Origin of the sequence: Pectobacterium carotovorum (assembly GCA_016415585.1) — a bacterium.
GTDB lineage: Bacteria > Pseudomonadota > Gammaproteobacteria > Enterobacterales > Enterobacteriaceae > Pectobacterium > Pectobacterium carotovorum_K.
In genome coordinates this window covers 47,566-65,387 of record CP066552.1, presented here as the reverse complement: position 1 = coordinate 65,387, position 17,822 = coordinate 47,566, and the positions used below count along the sequence as shown (strand labels likewise).

At 49.4% G+C, this 17,822-nt stretch carries 15 protein-coding genes, 1 tRNA gene and 1 pseudogene; 8 read left to right on the top strand and 9 right to left on the bottom strand.

The genetic code is table 11. The features are described 5' to 3' along the window. Nucleotides 1–3: 3 nt before the first annotated feature. The 3 genes from JFY74_00290 to JFY74_00280 all read right to left on the bottom strand — a co-directional run bounded on the left by JFY74_00290 (nucleotide 4) and on the right by JFY74_00280 (nucleotide 2,420). On the bottom strand, nucleotides 4–1,032 hold the full coding sequence (locus JFY74_00290) for an alpha/beta hydrolase (GenBank protein ID QQG28558.1): 1,029 nt from the start codon (nucleotides 1,030–1,032) through the stop codon (nucleotides 4–6). 113 nt (nucleotides 1,033–1,145) lie between these two features. Continuing rightward, nucleotides 1,146–1,586, bottom strand: coding sequence for a VOC family protein (locus JFY74_00285; GenBank protein QQG28557.1), 441 nt, complete (start codon nucleotides 1,584–1,586; stop codon nucleotides 1,146–1,148). A 66-nt stretch (nucleotides 1,587–1,652) separates the two neighbouring features. Beyond that, nucleotides 1,653–2,420, bottom strand: a complete 768-nt coding sequence (locus JFY74_00280; protein ID QQG28556.1) for a glucose 1-dehydrogenase — start codon at nucleotides 2,418–2,420, stop codon at nucleotides 1,653–1,655. 258 nt (nucleotides 2,421–2,678) lie between these two features. On the opposite strand from JFY74_00280, the gene JFY74_00275 reads away from it, so the two are divergent. Then, complete coding sequence (locus tag JFY74_00275; GenBank protein ID QQG28555.1) at nucleotides 2,679–3,617, top strand: AraC family transcriptional regulator; 939 nt, start codon at nucleotides 2,679–2,681, stop codon at nucleotides 3,615–3,617. Nucleotides 3,618–3,678: 61 nt separating this feature from the next. Here JFY74_00275 and JFY74_00270 read toward each other — a convergent pair whose 3' ends face one another. After that, nucleotides 3,679–4,071: a helix-turn-helix transcriptional regulator gene (locus JFY74_00270; protein ID QQG28554.1), complete on the bottom strand. Its 393-nt coding sequence runs from the start codon at nucleotides 4,069–4,071 to the stop codon at nucleotides 3,679–3,681. 81 nt (nucleotides 4,072–4,152) lie between these two features. On the opposite strand from JFY74_00270, the gene JFY74_00265 reads away from it, so the two are divergent. The 3 genes from JFY74_00265 to JFY74_00255 are packed head-to-tail and all read left to right on the top strand — an operon-like array spanning nucleotide 4,153 to nucleotide 5,748. After that, nucleotides 4,153–4,563 (top strand): DoxX family protein, encoded by a 411-nt coding sequence (locus JFY74_00265; protein ID QQG28553.1) that lies wholly within the window; start codon nucleotides 4,153–4,155, stop codon nucleotides 4,561–4,563. 10 nt (nucleotides 4,564–4,573) lie between these two features. Beyond that, nucleotides 4,574–5,317 carry an SDR family oxidoreductase gene (locus JFY74_00260; protein QQG28552.1) on the top strand — a complete coding sequence of 248 codons (744 nt, stop codon included), beginning with the start codon at nucleotides 4,574–4,576 and terminating at the stop codon, nucleotides 5,315–5,317. A gap of 47 nt (nucleotides 5,318–5,364) precedes the next feature. Beyond that, nucleotides 5,365–5,748 (top strand): VOC family protein, encoded by a 384-nt coding sequence (locus JFY74_00255; GenBank protein QQG28551.1) that lies wholly within the window; start codon nucleotides 5,365–5,367, stop codon nucleotides 5,746–5,748. Between the two features lie 170 nt (nucleotides 5,749–5,918). Here JFY74_00255 and JFY74_00250 read toward each other — a convergent pair whose 3' ends face one another. Next, nucleotides 5,919–6,497, bottom strand: a complete 579-nt coding sequence (locus JFY74_00250; GenBank protein QQG28550.1) for a recombinase family protein — start codon at nucleotides 6,495–6,497, stop codon at nucleotides 5,919–5,921. Between the two features lie 160 nt (nucleotides 6,498–6,657). On the opposite strand from JFY74_00250, the gene JFY74_00245 reads away from it, so the two are divergent. Next, the gene (locus JFY74_00245) at nucleotides 6,658–9,642 is read left to right on the top strand and encodes a Tn3 family transposase (GenBank protein ID QQG28549.1); all 2,985 of its coding nucleotides are present in this window, start codon (nucleotides 6,658–6,660) and stop codon (nucleotides 9,640–9,642) included. Nucleotides 9,643–9,672: 30 nt separating this feature from the next. Here the strand turns inward: JFY74_00245 and JFY74_00240 are convergent. From JFY74_00240 to ligB, 4 genes and pseudogenes are all read right to left on the bottom strand, one after another. Further along, nucleotides 9,673–10,134: pseudogene (locus JFY74_00240) on the bottom strand (Ail/Lom family outer membrane beta-barrel protein). 459 nt (nucleotides 10,135–10,593) lie between these two features. Beyond that, nucleotides 10,594–10,670 (bottom strand) — tRNA-Pro (locus tag JFY74_00235). Nucleotides 10,671–10,801: 131 nt separating this feature from the next. Then, on the bottom strand, nucleotides 10,802–12,481 hold the full coding sequence (eptB, locus tag JFY74_00230; GenBank protein QQG28548.1) for a kdo(2)-lipid A phosphoethanolamine 7''-transferase: 1,680 nt from the start codon (nucleotides 12,479–12,481) through the stop codon (nucleotides 10,802–10,804). Between the two features lie 256 nt (nucleotides 12,482–12,737). Next, nucleotides 12,738–14,429 (bottom strand): NAD-dependent DNA ligase LigB, encoded by a 1,692-nt coding sequence (ligB, locus tag JFY74_00225; protein QQG28547.1) that lies wholly within the window; start codon nucleotides 14,427–14,429, stop codon nucleotides 12,738–12,740. A gap of 321 nt (nucleotides 14,430–14,750) precedes the next feature. Here ligB and gmk point away from each other — a divergent pair, with 321 nt between their 5' ends. Genes gmk through spoT form a run of 3 tightly spaced genes read left to right on the top strand, consistent with a single transcriptional unit; the run spans nucleotide 14,751 to nucleotide 17,821 of the window. After that, on the top strand, nucleotides 14,751–15,374 hold the full coding sequence (gmk, locus tag JFY74_00220; GenBank protein QQG28546.1) for a guanylate kinase: 624 nt from the start codon (nucleotides 14,751–14,753) through the stop codon (nucleotides 15,372–15,374). Nucleotides 15,375–15,427: 53 nt separating this feature from the next. Beyond that, complete coding sequence (gene rpoZ, locus JFY74_00215; protein QQG28545.1) at nucleotides 15,428–15,703, top strand: DNA-directed RNA polymerase subunit omega; 276 nt, start codon at nucleotides 15,428–15,430, stop codon at nucleotides 15,701–15,703. An 18-nt stretch (nucleotides 15,704–15,721) separates the two neighbouring features. Further along, nucleotides 15,722–17,821 (top strand): bifunctional GTP diphosphokinase/guanosine-3',5'-bis pyrophosphate 3'-pyrophosphohydrolase, encoded by a 2,100-nt coding sequence (gene spoT, locus JFY74_00210; protein ID QQG28544.1) that lies wholly within the window; start codon nucleotides 15,722–15,724, stop codon nucleotides 17,819–17,821. Nucleotide 17,822 lies beyond the last annotated feature (1 nt).

Below are 17,822 nucleotides of genomic sequence, written 5' to 3'. Positions count from 1 at the left end.
TAGCTATTTAAGGTTGGTTTTAAAGAATTCGGTCAGCTTAGCGAATGGAATAAGGTCAGTACGATCGTACAGGTCCACGTGACCCGCTCCCGGAATGACCAGCAAGTCTTTAGGCAGGCCAGCACGCTTGTAAGCATCTTCGCTGAACTCTCTGGAGTGAGCCTCTGAGCCAGTGATAAACAACATAGGACGTGGTGAGATAGTTTCGATATCTTCAAACGGATAGAAGTTGTTGAATTTAGCTTCACTCGAAATTGGACGGTTTTGAGACTGCTCTACAGTCATGTCTTTCGCGACTACCTGACCGCGTGGAGTACGGTAAAAATCATAAAATTCACGACGAGTTTCATCAGCATCCGCAGGAAGTTTTACTGGCAGATAATCGACCCACTTAGTTTCTCCGCCAGTAAATTCCACGTAACGCTGTTCTGCAGCAGCGGCAATCATGGATTTACGCTGGTCGAGAGACAGTCCGTTTTGCAAACCGTGACGGGTAACTGCGCCCATGTCATACATGCTGACGGTGGCAATAGCCTTCAGGCGTGGGTCTATTTTTGCAGCGCTGATTGCAAAGCTGCCGCTGCCGCAGATGCCGATGACGCCAATACGGTTACGATCCACAAATGGTCGGGTACCCAGATAGTCAACCGCAGCATTGAATGCCTCGGTAAACATTTCAGGCGCTACGGCATTGCGGGGCTGCCCGGCACTTTCACCAAAGAAGGGCAAGTCAATTGCGAGAGTAACAAAACCCTGCTCTGCCATTTTCTGTGCGTAGAGAGTACCGGTCTGTTCCTTCACCGCTCCCATAGGATGACCCACGATGATGGCCGGACTTTTTGCTGTTGGATCGACGTCTTGGGGTCTATAGAGCATACCCGTGATGTCCATTTTATACTGATTCTGAAAGGTGACCTTCTGCGCGATGACCTTGTCGCTCTTAAAAAAATTATCCGCACCTTTAGACATATCAGCAGCGAAGGATGCAAAAGAGGACACGAGTAGCCCGCAGGCCAGCAATATGTTTTTCATTGGCTTTACCTTTAATCATTTTAGTTAATTCTGCTGGTTGCAAGTCGTTGCCAGCTCAGCAGACCCGGAGGGAGGTACTTCATTTTTATGTTTATGCAAACCCTGAGGTGTGCTTATGGGAGCTCTATTAACTGAATAAAGATCCCATCAGGATCGGTTATGACGATACAACGTATGCCACCACCGAATGCTTCAGCCTCTTTCGTCAGAAAAACCATTCCTTTTTCCTGCAGAGAAAGTACGGTTGCATCCAGGTCAGAAACCCTCAGTGCAAAGCGGTTAATTCCGATGTGGTTTGCTACGGGATAGGCAGCGCCGGGAGAAGGCGGTTCAACCCATTCGACCAGATCGATAAAGATGCCTGACTTTCCGCCTGGCGGGGCCAGATACACGACCTTAAGATGACTGGAAGGCAGGCAGAATGCCGTAGCAATCCCCTTTTCCATTACGTCACCAAAACGCCGGGTAACCTCAAGGCCTAGCGTCTCGTAGAACTTAATGCTGCGCTCAAGATCACGGGTGGTAATACTCAGATGAAAAAAATCCTGAATCATGGGAAGCTCCTGTTAATGCGTCCTGCGCCGTTTCTGTCGGGCGATACATTTGATAATGATTCCGGATTAGTTCGCCGTAAAACCGCCATCGACCGGAAGCCCTACTCCCACAACAAAACTTGCACCGGGGCTGCAGAGCCACAGAACGGCAGCGGCTATCTCTTCCGGTTCCCCCAGGCGATTGATAACCTGTCGGATCATAATGTCGTCCATGGCCTCTTTCTGGGTTTCCATCATTGCCGAAACCATAGGCGTATTGATTGTGCCCGGACATACCGCATTAATGCGAATGCCGCGTGCGGCATACTCCAGCGCTGCGCCTTTGGTCATCCCGACTACAGCGTGTTTTGTACCGTTATAAGGGGCCAGATTGGGCTGACCAACTAAGCCGCCAACTGATGCGCAGTTGACGATGGCTCCACGGCCCTGAGCGCGCATTTGCCTGAGCTCATGCTTCATGCATGCCCACATGCCTCGCTGATTTACTGAAACAAGGCGATCAAATTCTTCGGACGGAAGATCTGCAAAATCACTGGAAGGTGCCTGTATGCCTGCATTGTTATAGGCAAAATCGAGAGCACCATAAATTTCCACCGTTTTATCCACGACCGCAGCAATCTGGGCCTCATCTGCAACGTCACACCTGAGCCCCGTTGCAATGTATCCTTCTTTAGTAAGCTGATCGGCAACACCGGTTACGGCCGTGAAATCAACATCTGCGAGTACCACTTTTGCTCCAGACTGCGCAAAAGCACGCGCCGTTGCGGCACCGATTCCGGTACTCGCGCCAACAACGAGCGCTACGCGGCCGCTAAAATCGTAAACAGGGTTCATATTTTCATCTCTATTAAATGCATGAATGAGGTTCAGGTCTAATGACCCCGAGACTTATAGTGAATGAATGTCTCCGGGTTAATGAAATTGATAGGTGGTTACTTTTTCCTCAGGGTTCATTCTCCATAGTTCTTCCAGGATGAGGTACAATGATTCGCTGCATTTTTTGCCTATTCCTATGGGGCGGGTGACATTCTGTGGTTTTAATGCTGATAAGGGGAGTAAAGTAGCACCACGATAATTTGGTGAACGGCCGCAATGACACAGTCTATTAAGAATGAAAATGAAGCCCTGCTTGCCGGTCTCGTGCAGAGGATCGCTGCACGGACGGATGGAACAGGTGATTTTGATACGATGGTTGAAGGACTGACTTTCTTTCGGCGAGAAGCTCCCACTAAACCTACCATGTGCATGATCGAGCCGAGTATCGTGCTAGTTGCCCATGGCATTAAGCAGATGTGGATTGGAGGAATGAATTATCGTTATGACACGTCAAACTTTCTGTTGACGTCTCTGGATCTGCCTGCTTATTCAGAAGTGTTGGCGGCAAGCAGCGAAGAGCTCTGCCTGGGTTTGACGATGAAGCTAAATATGCGGACGGTGGCCGAGCTTATTTCGCAGGGCGAGCTCCCCCCGCATCGTGCTAGGGGCATCAGTTCCGGCGTCGGTATCGGAACGGCATCACGGTCTGTACTTCGGTCTTTTGAACGATTGCTGGAACTGCTGGATGAGCCGGAAGCTATTCCGGTTCTGGCACCGCTCGTACAACGGGAAATCCATTTTCGGCTGCTGTTGAGTGATCAGGCTACACGGCTGAGACAAATTGCATCGGTTGACAGTCAGGGGCACCGTGTTGCCCGAGCAATTGACTGGCTCAAGAAGAATTATTCTGCGCCTCTGCGCGTTGAAGAACTGGCTGCGCGGGTGCAGATGAGCGCTCCCACCTTTCACCAGCATTTCCGGCAGCTGACTTCAATGAGCCCCCTGCAGTACCAGAAATGGCTGCGGCTGAATGAAGCCCGCCGCCTTATGCTTAATGAACATCTCGACGTTTCAAGCGCGTCTTATCAGGTTGGCTATGAGAGCCCATCGCAGTTCAGCAGAGAATACAGCCGCGTGTTCGGCATGCCGCCCAAAAAAGACATTAAAAAGCTTCGAGAGGCGAATATGTCCATAACTTCAGGCTTCCAAATTTAAATCAGGCAGCCGGTTTAAATAAACGCCGGAGCTCTGGTTGGCTGTTTAACTATTAAAAATTTTAGCCTGAAGTTGCGATGCGACCACGTCCTGCAGGTCTGGCGGGTACGGTTTCACCGTGCTCAAGCCACCATGCAGTCAGTGCTTCCATTGCTGGGCCAAGTCCCCTTGCTTTCAGGGTGATTTCATACTCCACCCGGGGTGGCACTTCTGCAAAAACCGTTCTGGATATAAGTCCGTCACTTTCCAGCTCCCGCAGTTGGGCTGTCAGCATATGCTGCGTTATGCCGGGTATAGCTTTTCTCAGTTCGCCGAATCTGTATATGCGCTGGTTCAGAAGCCACATAATTTCCAGCTTCCATTTTCCGGATAGCAGGCTGAATGCCCGCCGCATTTCATCATGCATATTAACTTCAGAGCCTCTATTAGTATGCTTTTCCATACTTACCCTCATTATTTCATCCTACTTGTTTTAAATCATATTAGGCGACATTCTTGCCCCGGTCGATAACTGATACACGTCAGAAGGGGTGATATGACTGGTTTTTACGTTTACTGGATTTGTACGGGCCTGCTTTGCCTGCTTTACATTACTTCTGCCACCCTGTACGTGGTTAAGTGGGAATGGGTTCGCCAGACACTGGTTAGCCTGGGCTATCCGGCCTATCTGCAGCCTCTACTCATTTCTGTAAAGATTCTGGCTGTACTGGCCATCCTGTCACGGGAGAGCGTGTTTCTGAGCGATCTGGCCTATGCGGGTATGTTTTATCACCTTTTGCTATCTGGCCTGGCTCATGTTGGCAAACACAAACCAACCGGGGCAGTGCCTGCAGTTGCTGGGCTAATCCTGATGATTATTTCTTTCAGCATGCAGAACGTTGCCAGAGATATACCATCACCTTACGCCCTTACTACCGAAAATCTCACACATGCACAGGTCTATTAGAGGAGAGTCTATGAACATACTAAGTGAAAAGGTTGCGATCGTTACCGGGGCAAGTCGGGGAATTGGCCGGGCAACGGCGATGCTTCTTGCCAAAGAAGGTGCAAAGGTTGCGGTCGTTGCGCGTACGCCAGGCGCCATTGATGAAGTTGTGCATCAGATTCAGGCACAGGGCGGGCTTGCCATAGGTATCAAATGTGATTTAAGTAATTCGGAACAAATCACTTCGATGGTCAATACAGTCATTAGCGCCTATGGACAAATCGACATTCTCGTTAACAACGCGTTTGATCCGGGTGCGCCTCTGTCATCCATTTTGGATCTCTCAGTGGAACAGCTTCAGCGCAATTTTGACATGGGGCCCGTGGCCTATCTGCGAACCATGCAGGCCTGCTATCCGTGGCTCAAAAAGAGCAGCGGCGGGCGCGTCATCAATTTCGGCTCAATGGCGGGTATTGTAGGGCTCGCTGGATATGGGCCATACAACATGGCCAAAGAAGCGGTGCGTGCACTTACCCGCACCGCTGCGCGTGAGTGGGGGGGCGATAAAATTACGGTTAACAACGTTCTTCCTGTCGCCAAAACCTGGGGCGATGACGTGAGTGTCCCTCCGCCAGGAAATGCGCTTGGCCGCTTCGGATCACCGGAGGAAGACATTGCGCCTGTAGTTCTATTTCTTGCGAGTAAAGACGCACAGTTTTTGACGGGCTACAGCCTCACGCCCGACGGCGGAGCAATTATTGACAGCTCGCGTTAACGTCCAGGAAGGGCAGTCTTCCACTCAATTATGAGAGATCTAGAGAAATGATTGACCACATTTTGTTTTATTCATCCGATTATGAAAAAGCCATTTCATTCTATGATGCCGTTCTGCCAGCGCTTGGTCATACCCGCCTGTTTCAGATGTCTGATGCTGATAGTCGGAAGTCAGGTTACGGTAAATCCAGCCCACAGGTCTGGATCGCTGAAGGTGAGACCGGGAGTGCAAGGCTGCATATCGCCTTCCGAGCCGACAGTGAGGATGCCGTAAAAAAATTCTATGAAAACGCTCTCGCAGCAGGAGGCTCGGACAACGGTAAACCTGGCTACAGGCCTGAATACTATGCCGGCTACTTTGCAGCATTTGTAACGGACACAGATGGACATAATATTGAAGCTGTATTTCATGCTCCTTTGTTCCCGCATTGATAATGGAAGCATTATCCAGGATAAATGAGAGCAACTTTTAATTGTTTATTCAGGCATGAATGTACTTTGACTCATAAAATGAACCAGCCATTTCACCTTTGATTAAAAAATTCAATTTACTTCATGTCCGCTTTTGGCCCATAGCAGACCGTCCAGCTGAGGACTCAGGGTCATTGATGTTCTGCCTTTACTCTGAGTATGGTTTGCCTGGTGGTATTAAATTCCCGCGCGATGGCGCTGATACTGATCCCGGCGTTAATCCGTGCAATCACCGTAGTTTTCTGTTCTTCATTCAGTACTGAAGGACGTCCAAACCGCTTCCCGGCTGCTTTTGCCCGCGCAATACCAGAATGCGTACGCTCTAGCAGCAAATCCCGCTCAAACTCAGCCACGGCTGAAATCACCTGCATGGTCATCTTTCCGGCAGGACTGGTCAGGTCCACTCCCCCCAGTGCCAGACAATGCACCCGGATATCAGATGCGACCAGTTGCTCAACGGTTTTTCTTATATCCATCGCATTACGGCCAAGACGGTCAAGTTTGGTGACAATCAGTACATCACCATTTTCCATGCGATCAAGCAGTCTGATAAATCCCGGTCTTTTGCTGGCCGCGACTGACCCACTGATGTGTTCCTCAATTATTCGCTGGGGTCTGACAGCAAAACCGGCAGTTTCGATTTCTCTGCGCTGGTTCTCTGTTGTTTGCTCCAGAGTTGAGACCCGGCAGTAAGCAAAAACCCGTGACATAGTGCAAATTTCCGTACGAAATGGATGTACGAATTATAATGCATGTACGAAATTAATTTCGCTCACTTTCGGACACATTGTCCGATCGGTGTACGAAACCGACCGGTTTCGGTCAGTGTGAAGTGATAACTCAAATCAACTATATGCAGAGGAAGCATCTATGCCACGGAGACAAATACTCAGTAGTGAAGAAAAAGAACGCTTGCTGGTTGTGCCGGATGATGACGTTCTTCTAACGCGCATGTGCTTTTTGAGTGAAAATGACCTCGCGCTTATTAATAAACACCGGAGGCCCGCTAATCGCCTGGGATTTGCTGTTTTACTCTGCTATTTGCGGGGACCGGGGTTTCCTCCTGACAAAAGTATGTCACCTCACGACGGTGTTGTTTCCCGGTTGGCAGCGCATTTGAAACTTCAGCCTGATTTGTGGGCCGAGTATGCATCAAGAGAGGTCACCCGCTGGGAGCATCTGACTGAACTCTACCGCTACCTGGAATTATCCCCATTCAACCGGGCACTGCAAAAAACCTGCATTCGCCACCTTTATCCCCACGCCATGCGGACAGACAGAGGTTTTTTGCTTGCGGAAGAAATGCTCTCCTGGCTCCACAATAATAAGGTGATTTTCCCCTCTGTTGAGGTCATCGAGCGAACTCTGGCCGAAGCAACAACGCTTGCTGACAGGGCGGTATTTTCTGCGCTAACCGCGCAGCTTGAACCGGGACATAAAGCGGCGCTGGACCGTCTGCTGGTATCTGAGGGTGAACAGCCTTCACGACTGGCCTGGATGCTCCAGCCTCCGGGCAAAATTAATGGTAAGAATGTCCTGCAACATATCGACCGGTTAAATGCAATAGAGTCGCTGGCACTGCCTGTCGGTATTGCGCTATCCGTTCATCAGAACCGGCTCCTGAAACTCGCACGCGAAGGCAGGAAAATGAGTAGCCGGGATCTGGCAAAATTTACGGATGTTCGCCGTTATGCCTCGCTGGTTTGTGTCATATCAGAAGCCAGGGCCACCCTGACTGACGAAGTTATTGATCTGCACGAGCGTATTCTGGGCAGTCTGTTCAGCAGGGCAAAACGCACGCAGGCCGAACGACTCCAGCAAACGGGAAAGCTGATTCAGAGTAAGCTGAAGCAATATGCTACCGTCGGGCAGGCATTACTTAACGCCAGAGAATCTGGCGAAGATCCCTGGGCTGCAATAGAAGACGTCCTTCCCTGGCAGGAATTCATCAATAGCGTGGAAGAGACGCGGTTCCTGTCACGTAAGGACAACTTCGACCCATTGCATCTGATCACAGAAAAATACAGCACGCTGCGTAAATACGTCCCCCGGATGCTGTCCGCGTTGCAGTTCAGGGCAGCCCCCGCCGCAATGAAGCTTAGTGATGCGCTGGATACCGTCAGAGAGATGTATCGAAAGCAACTCCGAAAAGTACCGTCTTCCGCGCCAACCGGGTTCATCCCGGAAAGCTGGAGAAAGGTTGTGATCACGTCCAACGGCATTGACCGAAAATATTACGAATTTTGCGTGCTGAATGAGCTGAAGGGAGCTTTACGTTCAGGTGACATCTGGGTGAAAGGATCTCGTCGCTACAGGAATTTCGATGATTATTTGATCCCTTCTGGCGATTTTGAAAAATCACTCCGGGATAACCAGTTACCTCTCGCTATTCCAATCGATTGCCATGAATACATCGAGAACCGTATGACGCTTCTGGCATCGCGTCTGGAGGAAGTGAATGCAATGGCGCTGGCCGGTGATTTGCCCGATGTTGATATCTCGGATAAAGGCGTCAAAATTACCCCGCTGGATAACAGTGTTCCTTCAGCAGCATCCCCCTTTGGTGATGTGGTTTATGGCATGCTCCCTCACCCTAAAATTACTGAAATGCTGGATGAAGTGGATGGCTGGACGGGTTTTACCCGCCATTTCACCCATCTCAAAAATAATCACGTCAGACCTAAAGACAGAAAATGGTTACTGACCACCATCCTGGCCGATGGCATCAACCTTGGGCTGACAAAAATGGCCGAATCCTGCCCGGGAACGACAAAATCGTCACTTGAGGGCATTCAAGCCTGGTATATCAGGGATGAAACTTATTCAGCCGCACTGGCCGAGTTGGTCAATGCCCAGAAAAAACGACCTCTGGCGGCATTCTGGGGCGATGGAACAACGTCATCGTCTGACGGACAGAACTTTCGAGTAGGGAGTCATGGGCGTTATGCGGGTCAGGTCAATCTGAAATACGGTCAGGAGCCAGGCGTGCAGATTTATACGCATATTTCGGATCAATACAGCCCGTTTTACACCAAAGTCATCAGCCGCGTGCGGGACTCAACACACGTGCTTGATGGTCTGCTGTACCACGAAACCGATCTGAATATTACAGAGCATTACACCGACACCGCAGGCTTCACTGAGCATGTATTCGCGCTAATGCATCTGCTCGGATTCGCTTTTGCGCCAAGGATCAGGGACCTTCATGACAAACGGCTGTTTATTCATGGAAAAGCGGACTTGTATCCGGGGCTTCAGTCAATCATCTCCTCAACAAACCTGAATCTTAAGGAAATTGAAACCCACTGGCATGAGGTACTGCGTCTGGCAAGTTCTATAAAGCAGGGAACGGTAACAGCATCACTGATGATGAAAAAGCTGGCCAGCTATCCGAAACAGAATGGTCTGGCAAAGGCTCTGAGGGAGATTGGCCGCATCGAAAGGTCATTGTTTATGCTGGACTGGTTCCGGGATCCTTCCCTACGTCGACGAGTACAGGCAGGGTTGAATAAAGGTGAGGCCCGCAATGCCCTTGCTCGAGCAGTCTTTATGCACCGACTGGGGGAAATCAGAGACCGGGGACTGGAAAACCAGAGCTACCGGGCCAGTGGGCTGACATTGCTGACTGCGGCGATCTCACTGTGGAATACGATATATATAGAAAGAGCCATTGATGCTCTGAAGCGAAAAGGGATTCAGGTAAATGAACAGCTTATTGCTCATCTGTCCCCGTTGGGATGGGAGCACATAAATCTGAGTGGGGATTACGTCTGGCGAACAAATCTCAAGCTGGGACAGGGTAAATACCGCTCATTACGCTCAATGGATAGTAGTTTGTACAAAAAACAGGCTTAGCGTAGGATATTTTCCGTTTTCCAAACGGACCCCAATATCTATCGCCCAGTTTGCTACGGGTGTGATTTGAATACCGGCACCGTAAGCAAAGCGCGTTTCCTTCTCACTACCAAAATCAGCAAAAGTACCGTAATCGTATTTCCAATCCACTTTGCCGTGACCAATGCCCGCAAGGCCATAAACACTAATGACATCATTAAAACGGTAAGATGGCCCAGCCATCAAGGAGTAGTATTTAATTTTAGTCGTATCATTGGAGTTGAAGTCACGATCATAATAATCTTATTTTGCTCCCAGATAAGTGAAAGAACCGATAATACCAAGCGCAGAATCGCCCTGATAATGGTATTTGGCCGTAATCCCTTTTGGATCTTTAAAGTTATCAACTTTCGCCTGAGCATAACCCAAAGACACTGTTTGTGTCGCCTGAGCAGCAGACATTCCCATGGCACAAGCAATCAAAGTGGAGAGTAGCAGTGTTGTTTTTTTCATGATCGAAACATCTTCCATATTTGAATAAAAAGACGGCTTCAACAAAGCAAATATATAAGTATCGCGAATGTTGTCCGCACATAAACTTACATTTAAATACGGGTAGGTAAAGTCAGTATTATTCTTAAATAACTGGAATTGTTTTTATTTAAACCATTAAAAAACAAAAAGATAGGTATTGTTTATAATAATTAACGTGCGGTTTTTCACGCTATTTTTGGGAGCATTCTTAACTGAAAATAGAGGGCATATGGAAATTTCCGACGATAAAGAACACGGAGATAAAACCCTGTATTTATAAAGGACAACGTTCACAATCGACTATTTTTTAAACGAAAACGCTCTTAAAACGAGACTATTTTTAAACAAATAGTGTGCATAGACTTTTAAACAAATAGTGTGCATAGACGATGATTGAAACGGGAGAAAAACTAAGAATGACTTACTGAGGAAGTGTGTTGGTCGGCGAGAGAGGATTCGAACCTCCGACCCACTGGTCCCAAACCAGTTGCGCTACCAAGCTGCGCTACTCGCCGAATGCGGGCGCATATTACTGCTACCTTATTAGAGCGTCAATACCTTTTTAGCAAAAGGACTTCAGCTGCCGTTAAAGTATCCATCTCTTGTATTTACAGCCTGAAACCGACGTCCTTGTCCGTGATTCATATCAATTAGCGGGTTTCTGACACCAGTTATTTTTAGGGTTAATACCACCATCAGGCGACGTGTATCCCACACATCCAAGAATCGTATCAAACAGCTCTTCATGACGATGTGTTTTGCCAACGCGCTGCTGAGCCTTCAACTGCTCGAACGCATGCTGATTATCGGCGTCAGCTAGGAATTTATCTGAAGTCCAGACCATCATCGGTGAACGGAACTGCTCGGGTGGTGCCATCTCACGCGGCGTGCCGTGCAAATGGTAGTTATCATCAATGGATTCACCGTGATCGGAGGCATAAAACACGATCGCTTTCTTATCCCGAACCTGATCGATCACGCTATCGATAAAGCTATCGGTATAGAGCACGCTATTATCAAACGCATTAATCAACTGCTCACGGGTACAGGAGGCATCAACGCCCATGCACTCTGGTTGATAGCGCGCATAGCTGCGGGGATATCGCATGGAATACAGGTAGTGAGAGCCTTTGGTATGCAGCACAATCAGATGCTTACCTTTGGGGTAACGTGCCAGCGACTCCTTGACCTCATCGACCAGCAACATATCCTGCACCGATTTACCGTCATTGTGTTTCTCTGACGCAATCATTTCGCGGAAGGAATAGTTATTCGCCTCAATGCTATTGTAAAACCACACCTCACTTTGCATAGCAAACAGCTCAGAGGTAAAGCCCAACTCTTTCATTACAGCAAAGATGTTCCGCTCTTTCAGCGTTCGCTGCGGGTTGTCTTCCGTACCGCCTTCTCGCACAAACATACAGCGCATGGAAAGCTTGGTTGAGGTATCACACGACTGACCACGGAATGCGACCAGGTTTTTTTCTTTTGATAGCTTTGGCGTCGTGTCTCGCTCGTAGCCTAACAGCCCCATATGATCCCAGCGGGTTGTTTCACCGATAATGAAAACCACGTAGGTATCGTCAATGCCTTTCGGCGGGACATAGGTAAAATGCTGAGCCGGATCGAAAAGATTGGAGGAATCCTGGTTCTCGTCATACTTGGTATACGCAAATAATCCTAATGCAGACAACCAGTTAGAAGGGAGATACGAGTGAGCCACTACGCCGCCATAGCTGGGTAAATCCACATTGGATTCTAGCTCGGACACTGACTGAACGTTGTCCATATAGCGAAGCGGCATCCAAACCAGCGCAACAACAGCGGCAAGAACCACAAGAGGAACCAAACGCTTTCCCGGTGATTTAAGCTGTTCGATCAGCGTATGACGCAGCGAGTTCTTCCAGATCAAAAACAGCGGCAGCGCACTCACCGCCAGCATCCACAGGAAAAAACGAAAACCAATAACTTCTTTAGAAAGATCAATATCCGTAGTCATGACCGCCGCAATAATGCCATAGCCAATCACGACATTAAAAAATGTCATGTAATAGCTGGCAGCAACGGAAATCAACACCAAAAGAGACGCGAGAATCCGATAAAAACGACGTCCCCCGAGTGAAATAATTCTCATCAGGAAAAAGGTGAATAAGATACTCACGGTCAATTCGACAAGAGCGGGAATAAACGTTGGAACCTGGCTACCAGCAGAGAGTGAAAAATAATCAAATCGGCGATAATACACTGAGATATTGAGAAAAAGGCCAATATAAATTGCCAGGACAAACGATAACTTGGGTTGCGAAAAAGATGCTACAAACTTCATTATGACAAGTGCTCCAACAAAACCTTTCTTATTATCTGAAGCTATACGACAACATCTCTATGCCTGAGTTCAACGGAAATAATCTGGCTCTCAGGCATTTCTATATCGCAAACAGCAAATAGGCTCATACCATTTAATTCGTAAATTTTACTTATGATTACATGAAGAAAACAGGAAAAGATTATCCTTTTATGTGAATGAATCCACGAAAAAATAAAAAGCACGACCCCTGCATTTTCTTAAAATTCACTACCGCTTATCTATGTATGCCTTCACGATGTAATCGAGTGATTAATTCCACAACGATGGGGTGTTTCAGGAATGCCATAATCTCTTCTGCACGCCGTTCTCCAATCCCTGAAAGTTGTCGCCACTGTTGCACAGTCCATTGCTGTAACGCCAGCCAATCTACATTATCCAATGCGCGACTTGCTGAGCGGGGAACAGGAATACCCAGTGCAAACAACCAGCGGGATAGCGGCATCTGCCGTGCCGATTGCAAACTCTCATAGATATCTCGCGCCCGTTTATCGCCCATGCCATTAACCGCATTAAGCTGTGCCTCCGTCAGAGATAGCCATGACAGCACATCCTCCAGTAAATCATGTTGTATCAGGCGCAGCCACATCCCTTCACGCACTCCCGCCAGATTTAAACCGTGATCTCCACTCAACCAGACTAAACGCGCCAGAAATTGCTGCTGGCAAACCGCGCTATACCGAAAACAGCTAAAAGCATGGAAATCATGTTCATTAGGGGAAACAATGGCAGGCCGCTCAGAACCACGCCATACCACATTATCCAGACGTGGAATCCCCTGCCCGGCCAGACTGATGCTCACCCGATCACCGGGCAACACGTCCCACTGTTTCCAACGCGACAGCGAGCCCACATTCACCCGACTGACCGATTTGTCATCCAATTTAAGAGGATTGAGTTTTAACACCACGGCGATCTTACCCGTCCGCCCGACAGAAAACATCACATCAACCACTTCCGCAACCTGATGAACAGGCGGGTATTTCCATGCGATCGCCCAGTCGGCCGATGTATTACGCCAATAGCGCCCCTGCGGCTCTTTAGTCTGGCGGATAACTACGCCATCCGTCACAAAAGGCAGCGGACCGTGATACCAGTCATGACGCCATTTCTCCGCGTCGGTGAATGACCTAATAGCGTGGGTATAGTCCGCCGCCATGGCAAACCCCATTTCCTTCAATTTCTCCAGACGTTCAGGCATCGTCTTTGGGCCATCCGGCCATTCCCAGACAAACAGACCAATCTGCGACAACACAGGAGATGGCTGATGCCGACGCATTTCACCGGCCACGACCGAGCGGGCATTAACGCCGCCCTGAGTACGCTGCCGATGATCGGTCATCTTCAGGAAAAGCTCCCCTTGTAGTACCAATGAGGGAGGCGCATCGGTTAGTAAATGAGGGATGCCTGGGATCTGGCGCACTTTTGCCGTCCAGTCTTCGCCTTGCAGACCGTTGCCTCTGCTAACCGCAGACACGAGCTTACCGTGCTGGTAGACCAGCGTAACAGCCACACCATCAACTTTTGGCTGAATCCATAAATCCTCACGCTGTGCGATCCATTGCATCAACTGTCTACGATCGGACAATTTTTTCAGTCCCGTATGGGCAACAGGATGAGGCTGCTTGCCATTATCGGGTAACCGGACGGGAATAGGGTTTTGGGGCTGAAAACACCCTAGCCACTGGTTTAACTGTTCCCGAAGCTGATCATAAACATCATCTTCTATCGGGCTTCTCCCTTCGGTGTAATACACGTCATCCCACTTTTCTAACTGGTGACGCAATGCATCAATTTCTTTGCCGGAACGCGTGCTATCCCAATCGGGGCACACTGCAGCCACGGCAGGGAAATTGCTAATGCCCCCCATGACGATGATGATCAAAAATATACGGATCCTGAGCCACATAGAACCTCCTGCCATCCATTAGCGAAGGGCCGCAGTACATAGCAACGCAGAGGAAAATACGAGGCGAAAAAAGGAGAGATGCCAAGCGCGCCGCAAGATGATTCATCGTTTGCAGCACCGATAAAAAAGATGGGAACGTGCTTCGCAATCTAAAAAAGAAACGTTGGAAAGAAGTTTTCCTGATGGCATAACGAAAAAACAGTCAGCGGAGAATTTATCGCAGCGCGACTGATGACATATAGGCGTGTATAATACGGAGAAATGCGCATTTTTCTGCGGCATATCACCATTCACCATCGTAACCGTTAATAAAACTTCATTATGGCTCAAGGCACGTTATATATCGTTTCTGCTCCCAGTGGAGCTGGGAAATCCAGCCTGATTCAGGCGTTATTAAAAACTCAGCCGCTTTACGACACTCAGGTATCGATTTCGCATACCACGCGAGCGAAACGACCGGGAGAAAACCACGGCGAACACTATTTCTTCGTCGAAGTCGATGAATTTAAGCGTATGATTCAGGATAACGAGTTTCTGGAACACGCTGAAGTCTTTGGCAATTACTATGGTACATCCCGGCCGGCAATTGAGCAGGTATTAGCGACTGGCGTTGATGTTTTTCTGGATATCGACTGGCAAGGAGCCAAGCAAATCCGTGCCCAAATGACGCACGCGCGCAGTATTTTCATCCTGCCGCCGTCAAAAGAAGAGTTGGCTCGCCGCCTGCGTGGGCGTGGACAAGACAGCGATGAAGTGATTGCCCGCCGTATGTCTCAGGCAGTGGCTGAAATGACGCACTACGGCGAGTATGATTACCTGATTGTGAATGATGATTTCGATCTGGCGCTGCTCGATCTAAAAACCATTATTCGTGCCGAACGTCTGCGTTTGAGCAGACAACAGGTTCGGCATGATGCATTAATCACCAAACTATTGGCAGACTGACGCCTCTTTCAGTATGATGCGCAGTCATTTTATTTCCTGTGGAGTAGCACATTATGGCACGCGTAACTGTTCAAGACGCTGTAGAGAAAATTGGTAACCGTTTTGACCTGGTGTTGGTCGCTGCTCGTCGCGCCCGTCAAATCCAGACTGGCGGCAAAGATCCGCTGGTTCCTGAAGAAAACGATAAGTACACCGTGATCGCACTGCGTGAAATCGAAGAAGGTCTGATCAACAACCAGATTCTGGATGTTCGTGACCGTCAGGAACAGCAAGAGCAGGAAGCCGCAGAGATTCAGGCGGTTACCGCGATTGCTGAAGGCCGTCGTTAATCACACCACGAGTCGCCCTTGTACATTTTTGAAAGCCTTAATCTGCTGATTCAACGTTATCTGCCAGAAGATCAAATCAAACGTTTACAGCAGGCTTACTTAGTTGCACGTGATGCTCACGAGGGGCAGACTCGCTCCAGCGGTGAACCCTACATCACACACCCTGTTGCCGTCGCCTGTATTCTGGCGGAGATGCGTCTCGATTACGAAACGCTGATGGCAGCACTGCTGCATGATGTCATAGAAGACACCCCCGCCACCTATCAGGACATGGAACAGCTTTTCGGTAAAAGCGTTGCTGAACTGGTAGAGGGCGTGTCCAAGCTGGACAAACTGAAGTTCCGCGATAAGAAAGAAGCGCAGGCTGAAAACTTTCGCAAAATGATCATGGCGATGGTGCAAGATATTCGCGTCATCCTGATCAAACTCGCAGACCGTACCCATAACATGCGCACGTTGGGCTCATTGCGTCCGGACAAGCGCCGCCGTATTGCCCGCGAAACGCTGGAAATATACAGTCCGCTGGCACATCGACTGGGTATCCATCACCTCAAAACCGAGCTGGAAGAGCTGGGTTTTGAGGCGCTTTATCCGAACCGTTATCGCGTCATTAAAGAGGTCGTCAAGGCCGCACGCGGTAACCGCAAGGAAATGATTCAAAAAATCCTGTCGGAAATCGAAGGGCGTTTGACTGAGGCCGGAATTGCCTGCCGCGTCAGCGGTCGCGAAAAACACCTGTATTCCATCTACTGCAAAATGCACCTGAAAGAGCAGCGTTTTCATTCCATCATGGATATTTACGCGTTTCGGGTCATCGTGAAAGAGTTGGACACCTGCTATCGCGTGCTCGGTCAGGTTCACAGCCTGTATAAGCCGCGCCCAGGCCGGGTAAAAGACTACATTGCCATTCCCAAAGCCAACGGCTATCAGTCGCTGCACACGTCTCTGATTGGCCCGCATGGCGTGCCGGTCGAAGTACAAATTCGTACTGACGACATGGATCAAATGGCGGAAATGGGTGTCGCTGCACACTGGGCCTATAAAGAAGGCGAGAGCAGCACTACTGCGCAGGTACGCGCCCAACGCTGGATGCAAAGCCTGCTGGAACTCCAGCAAAGTGCCGGTAGCTCATTCGAATTTATCGAAAGCGTGAAGTCCGATCTCTTCCCTGACGAGATGTACGTCTTTACGCCGGAAGGCCGTATTGTGGAACTCCCCGCAGGCGCGACGCCCGTCGATTTCGCCTACGCGGTACACACCGATATTGGGCATGCCTGCGTAGGCGCCCGCGTCGACCGCCAGCCTTACCCACTGTCACAGTCGCTCACCAGCGGCCAAACCGTTGAAATCATTACCGCCCCGGGTGCCAGACCGAATGCCGCGTGGCTTAACTTCGTGGTCAGCTCCAGAGCGCGTTCCAAAATCCGCCAGATGCTGAAAAACCTCAAGCGTGATGATTCCGTGAGTCTCGGTCGCCGTTTGCTGAACCACGCATTGGGCAACGGCCGCAAACTCTCCGACATCCCGGAAAAGTCGATTCAGCTTGAGCTTGAGCGCATGAAGCTCGCTACGCTGGACGATCTGATGGCAGAGATTGGTATGGGTAATGCCATGAGCGTCGTTGTGGCGAAAAATCTGCTGAACGAACAATCTGAGCTGGGAACAACTGGGCTACGCAAGTTACCGATCAAAGGCGCAGATGGCGTCATGATCTCATTTGCCAAATGCTGCCGCCCCATCCCCGGCGACCCGATTATTGCCCACGTCAGCCCCGGTAAAGGGTTAGTTATTCACCATGAATCCTGTCGCAACATTCGCGGCTATCAGAAAGAACCTGAAAAATTCATGGCGGTAGAGTGGGATAAGGTGACGGAACAAGAGTTCATCGCCGAAATCAAAGTGGATATGTTCAACCATCAGGGCGCGCTGGCGAACCTGACGGCAGCGATCAACGCCGCGAATTCCAATATTCAGAGCATCAACACGGAAGAGAAGGATGGCCGCGTATACAGCGCCTTTATCCGTCTCACGACTCTCGATCGCGTTCATCTGGCCAATATTATGCGTAAAATTCGCGTGATGCCGGATGTCATCAAAGTTAACCGTAACCGAAATTAAT

Coding starts and splice junctions, on each gene's coding strand:
- JFY74_00290 (QQG28558.1), bottom strand. CDS start 1,032: ATGAAAAACATATTGCTGGCCTGCGGGCTACTCGTGTCCTCTTTTGCA.
- JFY74_00285 (QQG28557.1), bottom strand. CDS start 1,586: ATGATTCAGGATTTTTTTCATCTGAGTATTACCACCCGTGATCTTGAG.
- JFY74_00280 (QQG28556.1), bottom strand. CDS start 2,420: ATGAACCCTGTTTACGATTTTAGCGGCCGCGTAGCGCTCGTTGTTGGC.
- JFY74_00275 (QQG28555.1), top strand. CDS start 2,679: ATGACACAGTCTATTAAGAATGAAAATGAAGCCCTGCTTGCCGGTCTC.
- JFY74_00270 (QQG28554.1), bottom strand. CDS start 4,071: ATGAGGGTAAGTATGGAAAAGCATACTAATAGAGGCTCTGAAGTTAAT.
- JFY74_00265 (QQG28553.1), top strand. CDS start 4,153: ATGACTGGTTTTTACGTTTACTGGATTTGTACGGGCCTGCTTTGCCTG.
- JFY74_00260 (QQG28552.1), top strand. CDS start 4,574: ATGAACATACTAAGTGAAAAGGTTGCGATCGTTACCGGGGCAAGTCGG.
- JFY74_00255 (QQG28551.1), top strand. CDS start 5,365: ATGATTGACCACATTTTGTTTTATTCATCCGATTATGAAAAAGCCATT.
- JFY74_00250 (QQG28550.1), bottom strand. CDS start 6,497: ATGTCACGGGTTTTTGCTTACTGCCGGGTCTCAACTCTGGAGCAAACA.
- JFY74_00245 (QQG28549.1), top strand. CDS start 6,658: ATGCCACGGAGACAAATACTCAGTAGTGAAGAAAAAGAACGCTTGCTG.
- eptB (QQG28548.1), bottom strand. CDS start 12,481: ATGAAGTTTGTAGCATCTTTTTCGCAACCCAAGTTATCGTTTGTCCTG.
- ligB (QQG28547.1), bottom strand. CDS start 14,429: ATGTGGCTCAGGATCCGTATATTTTTGATCATCATCGTCATGGGGGGC.
- gmk (QQG28546.1), top strand. CDS start 14,751: ATGGCTCAAGGCACGTTATATATCGTTTCTGCTCCCAGTGGAGCTGGG.
- rpoZ (QQG28545.1), top strand. CDS start 15,428: ATGGCACGCGTAACTGTTCAAGACGCTGTAGAGAAAATTGGTAACCGT.